Below are 14,239 nucleotides of genomic sequence, written 5' to 3'. Positions count from 1 at the left end.
GGCAACCATCAGGCTGCCTCTGCTTAGAAATTCTACGGGAATTAACTGATAAACTGACTGTCAGGGAAGTTCAGCTTCAGGGTTTTCATGGCGTTGTCGCGTAGCTCGGTTAATTCGAGCTGGTCGTAACATTCCACCATTATTTCCAGTGCCTGTTGTAACTGATCAGAGTCCGGATAATATTCCAGTACATAGCGCCCGCGATTAGCCGCGGCAATAAAGGCTTCACGGCGCATGTAAAAACGCGCGATAGAAATTTCGTAACTGGCCAGGCGATTTTTGATAAACACCATACGCTGACGGGCATCAGCAGCATATTTGCTGTCAGGGTACTGCTGAATCAGACGTCTGAAATCGTCAAAAGCCTGTTTGGATTTGCTGGGATCCCGGTCTGTGGTATCAATACCAACCAGTTCCTGGAACAGGTTGTTGTCGGCTTCCATGTTAGTTAAGCCGCGCATGTAGAATGCGTAATCCACATCTGCATGGTTTGGATTAAGACGAATAAACCGGTCGATAGTGGCCAGCGTTTGATCAATCTTGCCTGATTTGTAATAGCTGTACACTAAATCCAGTTGCACCTGATGTGACAACGGACCGAAAGGAAAACGAGAGTCCAGCGCACTGAGTGAGTCTGCTGCGGCAGCAAAGTTGCCGTTTGCCATGCTCTCACGTGCTTTATCGTAGAGTGCCTGCGCGCCCAGGTTTGCATTCATCACCTGATCTTCTTTGCTTGATGACGAACACCCTGCCACCGATAAAATGACACTGATCATCAGGGGGGCAATGCAACGGTTTATTTTCATAGTACTACTGGTTCCTGGTACATAATTAATTTTACTGCAAGGGTAAAACAGTTTTCTGGCTGGTATTTTAACGTACTCTTAAACGCAAACACCACATAAACTCCAAAAGAAAACAGCCACAGCGAGTAAACCTGTTATAATCTGCCTTTTGCGTTATCTCTTTAGGCGGTTATGGTACAACAAAGTTCACAAATTTCATTAGCAGCGCAAGCTGATATCCAACACTTTGGGCTAAGGTTAGATCAGGTTATTGCAGATTTGTTCCCTGATTATTCCCGTTCAAAGCTAAAAGAATGGATTTTGGCAGGTAATGTAACGGTAAATGGTGAAGTGTGCAAAGTCCCGCGACAAAAAATGACCGGTGACGAGTCTATTGGGATAGAAGCTGAGATAACCCAGCAAGTTGCCAATGTAGCGCAAGAAATCGAGCTCGATATTGTTTATGAGGATGAACATATCCTCATAATCAATAAACCCGCGGATTTAGTTGTGCATCCCGGCGCCGGTAATCAGGACGGCACCCTGTTAAATGCCTTGTTGGCCCATGTGCCGGATATAGATAAAGTGCCTCGTGCCGGGATTGTCCATCGTCTGGATAAGGATACGACCGGCTTAATGGTTGTGGCCAAAACCTTACCCGCCCAAACACATCTGGTTGATCAACTACAGACCCGGGTGATGAGCCGTGAGTACGAAGCTCTGGTTTTTGGAACCATGGTTGCGGGTGGCATAGTGGATGCGCCAATCGGCCGCCATGCTACTAAGCGCACCCACATGGCGGTACGTGAGTTTGGTAAACCAGCCGTCACTCATTACCGTGTTATTGAAAAGTTTCGTGCCCACACCCATGTCCGCCTTAAGTTAGAAACAGGCCGTACCCATCAGATTCGTGTTCATATGGCTTATATTAAGCATCCGCTGGTGGGTGACCCGGTATATGGCGGAAGATGGCGTTTGCCCAAGGGCGCAAGCGAAGAGTTTGCCAATACCTTACGCGGCTTCAAGCGTCAGGCGTTACATGCGGCGCAGCTTTCTTTATATCATCCTGAAACCGAAGAATGGATGACCTGGCAGGCGCCGTTACCAGAGGACATGGTAAGCCTTATCGAAAGTACACGCGAAGATACCAGGCATTTTGGTATTGATGAAATCTGAAATCCCGCTCATTCTGCCACGCTGGTCAGCACCACAAAACGTACTGGCCTACTGCACCACGCGTGAAGGGGGATTTAGTCAGGGAAATTATGCCGGCTTAAATGTTGGTCTGCATGTAGGTGATGATGCGGAAGTTGTCTTACGCAACCGCCACCTGTTACCCGCAAGTGATAAAATTCACTGGCTTAATCAGATCCATGGTGCTGATGTTGTAACCTTGCCGACGGCTGCAACATCAGCTGACGCGGCAATCAGCCGCTCAGCCAGCTATTATTGTGCCGTGATGACAGCCGACTGTGTGCCGGTTTTACTCTGCGATAACAGTGGCAAGGAAGTGGCTGCCATCCACGCTGGCTGGAAGGGCCTGCATCTTAAAATAATTGAACACACCGTCGCTGGAATGACCTCTCCCCCTGACCAGTTAATGGCCTGGATTGGCCCCGCTATTTCCCAGGCGTGTTATGAAGTGCCAGAATCCGTAGCGACGCACTTTATGGCGTACCCCGCTGCGGTGGTTCGCTCTGCAAACCCCGATAAATACCTTATAGATTTGCCACTGGTGGCAAAGTATCAACTTGAACTGCTTGGGGTGGGCAGTGTAGTAAATTCTGCGCTGTGTACTTATCAGGACCCGCGTTTTTTCTCTCATCGGCGCGCTACACACAACGCGCAGTCGCAAACCGGGCGAATAGTCAGTGTAATTGGTCTTTGCGCCTAAACCCTTTGCGCCTTGCAGAGCTAAAGCTGTACAGCAAATCATCATTCTCCTACTATAAATTTCAAATATAACGAAAGATGAAATTCCGGAGACGACAGATGAAACCATTCAAGTCAGTTTTAGCGGCAGTTTTGCTACCGCTCTTATGTATCCCCGCGGTTAATGCCGCCTCCCCTGAACGTTTTAAAGGTCATATGATGTTGCTGGCCGATGACTTATTGGCCGGACGCGACACCGGTAGTATCGGCCATGATTTTGCATCGCTCTATATCGCCAGCGAATTACAAAAAATGGGTGTGCAGCCAGCTGGTGATAATGGGAGTTACTATCAGGTAGTCCCGTTCAAACAATCTACGCTGGATATGGAATCGCCCAAAATGGTGGTATCTAAAGATAGTGACTCCATTGAGTTTGAGTTTATGCAAAACATGCTCATGAGTGCCGATATTAACCGCGAATCGTCTAGTGTAAGCGGCGAACTGGTGTTTGCCGGATTTGGGATTGATGCACCGTATCTGAACTACACTGATTACGATGGTATCGACTTAACGGGCAAAATTGCGGTGATTTTGTCTGACCGCCCGCATACATTCCCAAGCGAAGAAGGTTCCCATTTCAGACGCTTGATTTCTGATAGCCAGGTAAAGCATGGTGCCATAGGTACAATCGTAGTGAGCACGCCAACTTCGGAAAAAGTATCCCCCTTTGAAAAGCGTAAGTTATACGTTAAAACCCCAACAACCCGGTGGCTCGACAAAGAAGGCGAGGTTCACAATGGTTACCCGCAGTTGCAGGGCGGCGCATTGTTAAGCATTGAAGCGGGAAAACAACTGTTCGGGATGGCCGGAATGGATTTGGCAGCCATATACGAAAAGATTGAAAATAATGAACCGCTGACGTCAATGCCAATGGGCCTGACCGCGACACTGGAGAAAAAGTCAGTCTTAAGCGAAACCACCAGTCCTAACGTGATCGGTGTGATAGAAGGCTCGGATCCGCTTTTAAAAAATGAGTTTATTATTCTCAGCGCGCATTCTGATCATATCGGCATCAGCAAAAACTCGGTGTTAAAGGATAAAATCAACAACGGTGCTATGGATAACGCCAGCGGTGTGTCTACCCTGTTAGAAATTGCCCATGAATTTCATCATGCGAAAGAAAAGCCTAAACGCTCGATTATATTTACTTTTGTTACCGGCGAAGAGAAGGGTTTACTAGGCTCTGAATATTACGCTGAATATCCAACGGTACCCATCGAAAACATCGTGGCTAACGTGAATCTGGATATGCCCATTCTGACCTACCGCACTAATGAAATCATCGCATTTGGCGCGACTCACAGTTCGCTGGAAAGTACGGTAAGTTCTACATTGCTGAAGAATGAAATGAAGTTGATAGACGATCCGATGCCAGAACAAGCGATTTTTGTGCGCAGTGATCAATTCAGCTTTGTTAAGCAAGGCGTGCCAGCGGTGTTTTTGGTACCAAGCATGGCGACTGAAGTAAAAGATGCCCTCGGGGTGTCGCCACAAACGTTTCTGGCCAAGCATTATCACATGCCATCAGATGATCTGAATTTGCCGATCGATTATGAATGGGCCGCTCAGTTTGTTGAAATTAACTATGCCATTGCCCGGGATCTGGCGAATACGCCGGAACGCCCAAGCTGGAACAGCGATAGCTTCTTTGCGACCCTGGGTAAAAAATAATACGAATGTCTTTTCTCAGCCACCTTTCGTCGCAGGTGGCTGATTTTCCAATTTAAAATTCAAAATTTGAGGCATATTTTAAACTGGCTAACAAGCTGATCTTAAGCAATAAAGTGCATTTTTATCGTGTGATTTTTGTGCTGGTTACTTGAATCCCAATTTATTCATACCCATAAAGAGTGCAAGGGTATTAGCACGGTTAAAAGAGGTTTCCATGCGTTTAGATAGATTTACCAGCAAGTTCCAGATTGCGATCTCAGATGCGCAGTCTCTTGCTTTGGGCAGAGATCATCAGTTTATCGAGCCCGTGCATTTGATGACAGCATTACTCAACCAGCAGGGCGGTACTGTTCGCTCCATGCTGGATCAGGCTGGCGTAAATGTAAATGCGCTGCGTTCGGCTTTGGCTCAGGCGATTGAACGTCTGCCAAGGGTTGAAGGTATTGGCGGTGATGTGCAACTGGGTAAAGACAGTGTTGTTTTACTTAATTTGTGCGACAAAATCGCCCAGCAGCGTAAAGATGATTACATCACTTCAGAAATATTTGTATTAGCCGGCATTCAGGATAAAGGTCGCTTAGGTGATATTTTCCGCGAACTCGGTATAACCAAAGAAGCCATCGAGAAAGCCATTGATGACATGCGCGGCGGACAAAAAGTCACCGACCCGAATGCCGAAGATGTGCGTCAGGCACTGGAGAAATATACCACTGATCTCACCGAGCGTGCGGAGCAGGGTAAATTGGATCCGGTTATCGGTCGTGATGATGAAATTCGTCGTACGGTGCAGGTATTGCAACGTCGGACTAAAAACAATCCGGTGCTGATTGGTGAGCCGGGTGTGGGTAAAACTGCCATCGTTGAAGGCTTAGCTCAACGAATTATCAATGGTGAAGTGCCCGAAGGTTTAAAAGACAAGCGTGTCTTATCTCTGGATATGGGCGCGCTGGTGGCAGGCGCTAAATATCGCGGCGAGTTTGAAGAGCGCTTAAAAGCGGTATTGAATGAACTGGCGAAAGAAGAAGGCCGGGTGATTCTGTTTATCGACGAATTACACACCATGGTTGGCGCGGGTAAATCCGATGGTGCCATGGATGCCGGTAATATGCTCAAACCTGCGCTGGCTCGAGGCGAATTGCACTGTGTAGGCGCTACTACGCTGGATGAATATCGTCAGTACATCGAAAAAGATGCGGCTCTCGAACGTCGTTTCCAGAAAGTACTGGTGGATGAACCCAGTGTAGAAGATACCATTGCGATTTTGCGTGGTCTAAAAGAGCGCTACGAGCTGCATCACTCGGTTGATATTACTGACCCGGCGATTGTGGCCGCAGCCACGCTGTCGCATCGTTACATTAGTGACCGCCAGTTACCGGATAAAGCGATAGATTTGATTGATGAAGCAGCATCCAGCATTCGTTTACAAATTGATTCTAAGCCGGAAGAAATGGATCGCCTTGAGCGACGTATCATTCAGCTTAAGCTGGAAGAGCAGGCGCTGGCAAAAGAAACCGATGACGCCAGTCATAAGCGCTTAGAGATGATTGAGCTCGAGCGGGAGCAGGCTGAAATCAAGTACGGTGAACTGGAGAAAATCTGGAAAGAAGAGAAAGACGCCATGCAGGGCACGCAAACCATCAAGTCTGAGCTGGAACAAGCCAAGCTGGATTTAGAGATTGCTCGTCGTGCGTCTGATCTCAACCGGATGTCAGAGTTACAGTATGGCCGTATCCCTGAGCTTGAAATGAAGTTGGAAAAAGCCGCCGAAAACGAGAATAAAGAAACTCTGCTAATGAAAAACAGAGTAACTGATGCTGAGATTGCTGACGTGTTATCTCGTTGGACAGGTATTCCGGTAGCCAAAATGCTGGAGGGTGAACGGGACAAATTACTGCGCATGGAAGAGGTGTTACACAAGCGCGTTGTTGGTCAGCAAGAGGCGGTGAATGCGGTCTCTAACGCGATTCGCCGTTCTCGGGCAGGGCTGGCTGATCCGAACCGGCCGATTGGCTCATTCCTGTTTTTAGGGCCAACTGGTGTAGGTAAAACCGAGCTGTGTAAATCACTGGCTGGCTTTATGTTTGATACCGAAGAAGCCATGATCCGCATCGATATGTCGGAGTTCATGGAAAAACACAGCGTGGCACGGTTAGTCGGTGCTCCTCCCGGCTATGTTGGATACGAAGAGGGCGGTTATTTAACCGAAGCGGTTCGCCGTAAACCTTACTCGGTTATCCTGTTGGACGAGGTAGAAAAAGCCCATCCGGATGTGTTCAACATACTGCTGCAGGTACTGGACGATGGTCGTTTAACTGACGGTCAGGGTCGCACTGTCGATTTTAAAAATACGGTGGTGATTATGACGTCGAACTTAGGTTCCGACATCATTCAGGATAAGCATCAGGAAAGTCAGTATGACGAAATGAAATCCATGGTGATGAACGTAGTAGGCCAGCATTTCCGCCCTGAGTTTATTAACCGGGTTGATGACATTGTGGTATTCCATCCACTGGGTAAAGAGCAAATCAAATCGATTGCGAAAATTCAGTTGGCAGCATTACGGGCTCGCCTGGCTGACAAAGGTTATAAACTGGAACTTTCTGCCGCAGCAATGGACAAACTGGCCGATGCGGGATTCGATCCGGTGTTTGGTGCAAGACCACTCAAGCGGGCTATCCAGACACAGGTAGAAAACCCACTGGCACAACAACTGTTAGCAGGTGAGATACTGCCTGAATCGACTATTCGTATTGATGTGGATGGCGAGCAGTTAGTGATTTTGTAAATCCAAAAAAAACGGCTGGTACCTTTGGTGCCAGCCGTTTTTTTATGTCTGAAATTTGAATTATCTGTCTTCTAACGACTGGTAAAGCGCTTTAGCTTTTTCTAACTCAGTAAAATCTTTAGTCAGTGTGTTGTTAGAACTCAGTATCGTATAGGCTTCATCCCGTTTACCCGTCGCATTTAAATTGTAGGCAATATGGTAATGGGTTGAAGGATCGGAAGAGTTAAGCGTATACGCCTCTCGCAGTAACGCAAGACCTTGTTGGTAATCACCATTTAGCGTTAATAACCAGCCTTTTGTATCTAGAATTGCAGCCGAGTCAGGCGTCAAATCAAGTGCTAAGTCGCTGTATTTAATTGCTTGTTCAACATCACGATCTTTATAAATAATGGCGAGGTTATTATAGATATAGGATTTTCTGGGTAAATCATCCACTTCCAGCAACATATTGTATTGTTCAATGGCCTCGGCGTACTGACCGTTACTAAACAAAGTATCAGCAAGTAGGTGACGGGCTAAATGATTATCTCCGTCATTAGCCAGCAGCGAATGAATATGCTTTAAGAATGCATCAAGAGGTTGTCCTTCTTTTACCAACTGGTACATTTTCAGTATGGGTCGTTGGAAATTACCATCAAGTTTACTCGAGGCTAAATAGTGAGCGAAGGCTGCTTTTCTGTTGCCTTTGGCAAATGCAAAATCACCTTCCAGCATCTCGCTGTTAGCGGTTTTACCGAATAAGCTGATAAATGTTTTAATTTCACCTTTAGCTTTATCCAGGGCTTTTTGATTAATGAGTAAATCAATATACTCCAGCCGGAAAGTCGGTTGATTAGGGACTTTCTCGATGGCGGCCAAAAGCGACTTTTCAGCCCCTTCGTAATCGTTTGCGCGCATTTGCAGTTTGCTTAGCGCCGAGAGTTTGTAGGGCTCTTCTGCCCACTGCCCAAACACCGCGCCTAATTGTGAGCGGGCTTCTTTCTCCCGGTTCATGCTGATGAGAATTTCTGCCTTCTGAATAAGATAATCCGTAGATAGGCGTCTGATACTCAACAATTGGTTTATCTCGGCTAAAGCGCCCTCCCAATCACGTTGTTCGCGGTAAACGCTAACCAGTAATTGGCGGGGCTTAACTGAGTTGTTGCTTAGCTCTTTCGCCGTAAGCAACTGATTGATTGCTTGTTCGTATTCTCTTTCACTGGCATGAATTTGCGCTGACAATAGCAGCGCAGAAACGTTTCTTTTATCTTCCTGTAATATAGAATCGAGCGTAATAATAGCGGGTTGAGGCTCTTCCTGGGCAAATTGAATACGCGCTTTTGTTACTAATGCGCCGACATTTTTGGGATCAACCTTAATGATTTTATTAACATATGCCGTGGCGGTATCTAAACGGTTTAAACGCACGGCAATATCGGCATAAATAACCTGGTAGCCGATGTTGTCAGGGTCTTCATCAAGTAACTTACCTGCCTGTTCATAAGCATCGGTAAAGTTGCCCAGGTTTGCCAAAAGCAAAATCTTTAGTTTGGTAACATCTAAACGTGCGGAATCAGTAGTGGCTGAAGTTAGATAGTCATAAGCTTCGGTATATTGGCCTCGGTCCATTAGCAGCTTGGTCTTAATAAGCGTTACATCGGTGTGGCCCGGATAGCGCATGTCAAGTTTAGGAACTAACGCTTCACATTTAAAACTTCTGTTAATAGCGATATAAAGCTCGCAGGTTAATGCTGCAACCTCGATATTGTTTAGTATAATATCCTGATGTTTTTCAAGGATTTTAACTGCATCTTTGTAATAGCCCAAACGCAACAGCGAGTCAGCGAGCATGCCGATAATTTCTACTGTGGGTTTACGCTCGGAGAGGTAGCGAGCCAGTTCCGTCGAAGCCAGGTCATAGCTCTTGTTGATGTAACCGACAATGCCGGTTATCAAACTTAACTGGATACGCTCATTGCGTTGTTGTTCAGTTAACAGACTGAACTCATTGGTAAGCTCCTGGAGGATTTTATCGGCTTCAAACTGTTGATTAGTTAAAGCCAGGATACGCGCTTTAAGCAGCTTATTCTGAACATCACCAGGCGTTTGTAATTCAATTTTAGCAACAATGTCATTAGCCCGGTCAAACTCTTCCATTTCGGCATAGGTTGTTGCCAGAGTGCGCATATAAGTCGGGTTGTCAGGGTCTTGCTGATCAACCTTTTCGAAAATTTCGAGCGCTTTTGCTTTGTTACCTTTAGCTTCTTCTAAACGGCCCCGGGTGTACAAAATAGCCGGTGATTGCTTGCCAATCGTCAGTGCTTTTATCAGATAGGCTTCGGCATTGCTCAGGTCATCAACGGAAATATAGCGTGACGCAAGAGTAGAATAGAGCGACGCTTTGTTAGCGTATTTAGACAGATTCGACTCCAGAAGTTTAATTGAATCTTCAATCTTACCTTGTCTTACTTTCGCTTCACTGGATACCAATAGCAGGTTTAGACGCACTTCTTCGGTGAGACCCGGTTCGGTATATAAATCAACGACTTTATGATACAAACCAGATAACAAATAAGCCTGTGCAAGAAATGGCAGAACCAGGTTTTTATCTGCACCTCCCAACAACGCCTCTTCGAACTCGTCAATTGAATCAGGAATAAAACCATCCATTAGCAGAATTCTTCCCATTAATAGCTTGGAGGGTAAATGGTCAGGATCCTGCTGCAATGCGTTTTTGGTGTATATGTAACTGTCCTGGATTTTCTCTTCCTTGAAAGCATCGAGTGCTTTTTCGTAAAAATCTGCCACGGTCTGGGCATAGGAAGGAAGACTAAGCGCTGCAGTAAATAACAGTAATTTAAGAGATTTCACACGTCGACTCTTTTCAAATCAATAACTAATAAACAGTCTAACTGAGAATGACATAAATTGGCATGTCATAATAAAAAAGCCCCTAAAAAGGGGCTTTTTCAATGTTTAATAGCCAGATGTTATTTCATTGCTTTGCGACGACGAACAAGCAGGCCGCCCAAGGCTAAAGACATCATTGCAATCGTAGAAGGCGCATCTACCGGCGTAGTATTTGGGTCTTCAGGGACTGCTTTATGAGTTGTCAGTGAAGCGATTTTTACGCTATCGTTATCTTCAGTCCAACTGGCACCATCAAAAACTTGGTTGTAGGCACCTATTAACCAATACTTTGCCTCAACATTATTAATATTAGATGTTAAATCATAATTAGTTAAATTGAAGAATGTGCCCTTCCATGCAGCATTGTGCGCCACGTCACCCCAAGTTGTGTCATCTAGTGAACTGAACCAACTAATATCATTGAATGCAGCAACAGCAATGTCTGAGTCGTCGCCTTTCCAACCCAAATTAATATTCGTTATGCTAACCATTTCCGAGAACTCAAAATAGAGCATATCGAAAACTTGTCCGCCTTTATTATCAATCGCGTGGCTATCACCGGAATTAGTTTCCGGATTGTAATTAGCGTTATAATTCAATAATCCCAAATCTGCATGGCTGACATTAGCCTCCTCGATTGTACCGCCACTACCCGTGTTAGCGAAGGCTCTTATCTCTAGGTTGACACCGTCTTTGCTTAATTTGAAAACATTGCCGCGATCAATGGTATTATCATGAAAACTATAATTACCGTCAGTGGATGTAAAATCTGTATTTGAACTTTTATCCGTAAAATCCCAAGTTGTGCCTGTTGCATTTGCAAATTGTGCGCTCGAGCCTAGTAGCAAGCCTACAAGAATCGCTTTATTAATTAACTTCATTACTACCTCTAAAACTTTTCATTCCTGCTGATAAATCTTTAGCAAATATCATGCCTTAAAATTTAATCTTTATTTATCAATATGTTATGCATGGAGTGTCGAGTGTCTTTACTTTGAATGTAAAATTTACTGACAGTTTGTGAGGGTGTAAAGTGCTTCAACATGGCAAACTTAAACTCTCATTGCGTAAGAGTTTACTTCAAGGACACTATGCATTGTGTATATGATCTCATAACTGGTTATCTGCTGTATACACTCTGAAGATATATTTGCTAACAGTATGAAACTTAAAAACTGAAAGCATGTCCATTGAGATTATGAAATAATACAAGCCGTTTGTAGCAATAGAGAAAAACATGTCAGAAAGTAAACATAAAGGTATTTACCTTTTGCCAAATCTTCTTACCACAGCAGGACTGTTTTCTGGGTTCTTCGCTGTGGTGTCTTCAATGAATGGGCGTTTTGAAGCTGCGGCTGTGGCAGTGTTCGTGGCCATGATCTTTGACGGTCTTGATGGCAGGGTAGCGCGTATCACTAATACACAGAGCGACTTTGGTGCTGAGTATGACTCCATGGCTGATATGGTTTCCTTTGGTATGGCGCCAGCGTTGGTTGCTTACAACTGGGGGCTTAGTGACCTGGGTAAGCTGGGTTGGTTTGCTGCCTTTATATATGTAGCGGGTGCCGCTCTGCGTTTAGCCCGTTTTAATACACAAGTAGGCATAGCCGATAAACGTTTCTTCCAGGGATTAGCCAGTCCGGCTGCTGCCGCAGTGGTATGTGGTTTTGTATGGTTAGGCGTAGAGTACGATATCAACGGTAATGATATAGGCATTGTAGTAGCGTTAATAACCGGCGTATCTGGCTTATTAATGGTAAGCAACTTTAAATACAACAGCTTTAAAGAACTGAACTGGAATGGCAAGGTACCTTTTGTTGCTCTGCTTATTATCCTGCTTATCTTTATTATCGTTGCTACCGAGCCAGCACTTGTCTTATTTATTGTATTTGCGCTGTATGCACTGGCTGGCCCAATCAATACATTCAGAACAGTAGATAAAGTAACGTTGAGTGATGTAGTAGGCGATCAGTTAGAAGATGCTGACTTCACTCCGGCCGAATCAACAGAAGACGTAAAAACTGAACAATCAGAAGACGTAGTTAAAGAAGAACCGTTGGAATCAGACAAAAAATAATCGATTTAAGTGGCTTTTTACCGCTTTTGTATAAAACGCGACCAAACGGTCGCGTTTTTTGTATTTTTTGCAAAAAACGCTTGATCAAAATCCTCTTCTCTCTATAATGCGCCCCACTTCAACGGGGAACGCCCAACAGGCTCAACCGGCATAACGCGAAAGCCTTATGTGAAGCTGCTTCCAGCCAGATGCTACGTTTGAAAAACTTCAAAAAAAGCATTGACACTGAAAGCCAACAGCGTAAAATGCGCGCCTCACTTCAACGAGGTCTGAAAGGCAAAGTTGAAGTGGTTTGAAGTTTCAACCCTTCGAAATTAAGTTTCAAAAAGTGGTTGACACTGAAAACGAAAAGCGTAATATACGCATCCCGCTTCGGGGCTAAACACAAAAGTCTGAAGCCGCAAAGTCGAGTTAAATCAACGCTTTGCACTGTTCTTTAACAATTTATAACAAGACAATCTGTGTGGGCACTCATTAAGAGTGTCAACAACGACAATTCAAAATTTCGATATATTTAATTGAAGAGTTTGATCATGGCTCAGATTGAACGCTGGCGGCAGGCCTAACACATGCAAGTCGAACGGTAGCAGGATGTGCTTGCACATCGCTGACGAGTGGCGGACGGGTGAGTAATGCTTGGGAACTTGCCTTTGCGAGGGGGATAACAGTTGGAAACGACTGCTAATACCGCATGATGTCTTCGGACCAAAGGGGGCTTCGGCTCCCGCGCAAAGAGAGGCCCAAGTGAGATTAGCTAGTTGGTAAGGTAAAGGCTTACCAAGGCGACGATCTCTAGCTGTTCTGAGAGGAAGATCAGCCACACTGGGACTGAGACACGGCCCAGACTCCTACGGGAGGCAGCAGTGGGGAATATTGCACAATGGGGGAAACCCTGATGCAGCCATGCCGCGTGTGTGAAGAAGGCCTTCGGGTTGTAAAGCACTTTCAGTTGTGAGGAAAGGTTGGTAGTTAATACCTGCCAGCTGTGACGTTAACAACAGAAGAAGCACCGGCTAACTCCGTGCCAGCAGCCGCGGTAATACGGAGGGTGCGAGCGTTAATCGGAATTACTGGGCGTAAAGCGCACGCAGGCGGTTTGTTAAGCTAGATGTGAAAGCCCCGGGCTCAACCTGGGATGGTCATTTAGAACTGGCAGACTAGAGTCTTGGAGAGGGGAGTGGAATTCCAGGTGTAGCGGTGAAATGCGTAGATATCTGGAGGAACATCAGTGGCGAAGGCGGCTCCCTGGCCAAAGACTGACGCTCATGTGCGAAAGTGTGGGTAGCGAACAGGATTAGATACCCTGGTAGTCCACACCGTAAACGCTGTCTACTAGCTGTGTGTGAATTTAATTCGTGCGTAGCGAAGCTAACGCGCTAAGTAGACCGCCTGGGGAGTACGGCCGCAAGGTTAAAACTCAAATGAATTGACGGGGGCCCGCACAAGCGGTGGAGCATGTGGTTTAATTCGATGCAACGCGAAGAACCTTACCTACACTTGACATGCAGAGAACTTTCCAGAGATGGATTGGTGCCTTCGGGAACTCTGACACAGGTGCTGCATGGCTGTCGTCAGCTCGTGTCGTGAGATGTTGGGTTAAGTCCCGCAACGAGCGCAACCCTTGTCCTTAGTTGCCATCATTTAGTTGGGCACTCTAAGGAGACTGCCGGTGACAAACCGGAGGAAGGTGGGGACGACGTCAAGTCATCATGGCCCTTACGTGTAGGGCTACACACGTGCTACAATGGCAAGTACAGAGGGAAGCGAGACAGTGATGTGGAGCGGACCCCTTAAAGCTTGTCGTAGTCCGGATTGGAGTCTGCAACTCGACTCCATGAAGTCGGAATCGCTAGTAATCGCAGGTCAGCATACTGCGGTGAATACGTTCCCGGGCCTTGTACACACCGCCCGTCACACCATGGGAGTGGGATGCAAAAGAAGTAGTTAGTCTAACCTTCGGGAGGACGATTACCACTTTGTGTTTCATGACTGGGGTGAAGTCGTAACAAGGTAACCCTAGGGGAACCTGGGGTTGGATCACCTCCTTACGTAAAGTCGTTGGACGACTTGATGTAGTGCCTACACAGATTGTTTTGTTAT

General features: G+C 45.9%; 8 protein-coding genes and 1 rRNA gene. 6 read left to right on the top strand and 3 right to left on the bottom strand.

Annotated features, from left to right (window positions below):
- Positions 1-41: 41 nt before the first annotated feature.
- Positions 42-806, bottom strand: a complete 765-nt coding sequence (locus tag BFC17_RS18475; RefSeq protein ID WP_070178006.1) for an outer membrane protein assembly factor BamD — start codon at positions 804-806, stop codon at positions 42-44.
- A gap of 171 nt (positions 807-977) precedes the next feature.
- Here BFC17_RS18475 and rluD point away from each other — a divergent pair, with 171 nt between their 5' ends.
- The 4 genes from rluD (at position 978) to clpB (ending at position 7,173) form a co-directional block, all read left to right on the top strand.
- On the top strand, positions 978-1,961 hold the full coding sequence (gene rluD, locus BFC17_RS18470) for a 23S rRNA pseudouridine(1911/1915/1917) synthase RluD (RefSeq protein ID WP_070178005.1): 984 nt from the start codon (positions 978-980) through the stop codon (positions 1,959-1,961).
- The gene (gene pgeF / locus BFC17_RS18465) at positions 1,951-2,679 is read left to right on the top strand and encodes a peptidoglycan editing factor PgeF (protein WP_070178004.1); all 729 of its coding nucleotides are present in this window, start codon (positions 1,951-1,953) and stop codon (positions 2,677-2,679) included. Before rluD ends, pgeF begins: the two co-directional genes overlap by 11 nt.
- 98 nt (positions 2,680-2,777) lie before the next feature.
- The gene (locus BFC17_RS18460; RefSeq protein WP_070178003.1) at positions 2,778-4,388 is read left to right on the top strand and encodes a M28 family metallopeptidase; all 1,611 of its coding nucleotides are present in this window, start codon (positions 2,778-2,780) and stop codon (positions 4,386-4,388) included.
- A gap of 214 nt (positions 4,389-4,602) precedes the next feature.
- Positions 4,603-7,173, top strand: coding sequence for an ATP-dependent chaperone ClpB (gene clpB, locus BFC17_RS18455; RefSeq protein ID WP_070178002.1), 2,571 nt, complete (start codon positions 4,603-4,605; stop codon positions 7,171-7,173).
- Between the two features lie 60 nt (positions 7,174-7,233).
- Here the strand turns inward: clpB and prsT are convergent, their stop codons facing one another.
- Positions 7,234-10,023, bottom strand: coding sequence for an XrtA/PEP-CTERM system TPR-repeat protein PrsT (gene prsT, locus BFC17_RS18450; RefSeq protein ID WP_070178001.1), 2,790 nt, complete (start codon positions 10,021-10,023; stop codon positions 7,234-7,236).
- Positions 10,024-10,142: 119 nt separating this feature from the next.
- Entirely contained in the window at positions 10,143-10,943 is an 801-nt protein-coding gene (gene xdp1, locus BFC17_RS18445; RefSeq protein WP_070178000.1) for an exosortase-dependent surface protein XDP1, read from the bottom strand.
- 356 nt (positions 10,944-11,299) lie between these two features.
- Here xdp1 and pssA point away from each other — a divergent pair, with 356 nt between their 5' ends.
- Both pssA and BFC17_RS18435 read left to right on the top strand, forming a co-directional pair.
- A complete protein-coding gene (pssA, locus tag BFC17_RS18440; protein ID WP_070177999.1) occupies positions 11,300-12,139 on the top strand; it encodes a CDP-diacylglycerol--serine O-phosphatidyltransferase in 840 nt (279 codons plus the stop codon).
- A 515-nt stretch (positions 12,140-12,654) separates the two neighbouring features.
- Positions 12,655-14,187 (top strand): 16S ribosomal RNA (locus tag BFC17_RS18435).
- Positions 14,188-14,239: the final 52 nt, after the last annotated feature.

Origin of the sequence: Marisediminitalea lipolytica (genome assembly GCF_001758465.1) — a bacterium.
Lineage (GTDB): Bacteria > Pseudomonadota > Gammaproteobacteria > Enterobacterales > Alteromonadaceae > Alteromonas > Alteromonas lipolytica.
The sequence above is the reverse complement of the archived record's forward strand: the minus strand, read 5'-3'. Positions and strand labels throughout refer to the sequence as shown.

What these genes read in the sequence shown, in the direction of transcription:
- BFC17_RS18475 (WP_070178006.1), bottom strand. Translation starts at nt 806, where the DNA reads ATGAAAATAAACCGTTGCATTGCCCCCCTGATGATCAGTGTCATTTTA.
- rluD (WP_070178005.1), top strand. Translation starts at nt 978, where the DNA reads ATGGTACAACAAAGTTCACAAATTTCATTAGCAGCGCAAGCTGATATC.
- pgeF (WP_070178004.1), top strand. Translation starts at nt 1,951, where the DNA reads ATGAAATCTGAAATCCCGCTCATTCTGCCACGCTGGTCAGCACCACAA.
- BFC17_RS18460 (WP_070178003.1), top strand. Translation starts at nt 2,778, where the DNA reads ATGAAACCATTCAAGTCAGTTTTAGCGGCAGTTTTGCTACCGCTCTTA.
- clpB (WP_070178002.1), top strand. Translation starts at nt 4,603, where the DNA reads ATGCGTTTAGATAGATTTACCAGCAAGTTCCAGATTGCGATCTCAGAT.
- xdp1 (WP_070178000.1), bottom strand. Translation starts at nt 10,943, where the DNA reads ATGAAGTTAATTAATAAAGCGATTCTTGTAGGCTTGCTACTAGGCTCG.
- pssA (WP_070177999.1), top strand. Translation starts at nt 11,300, where the DNA reads ATGTCAGAAAGTAAACATAAAGGTATTTACCTTTTGCCAAATCTTCTT.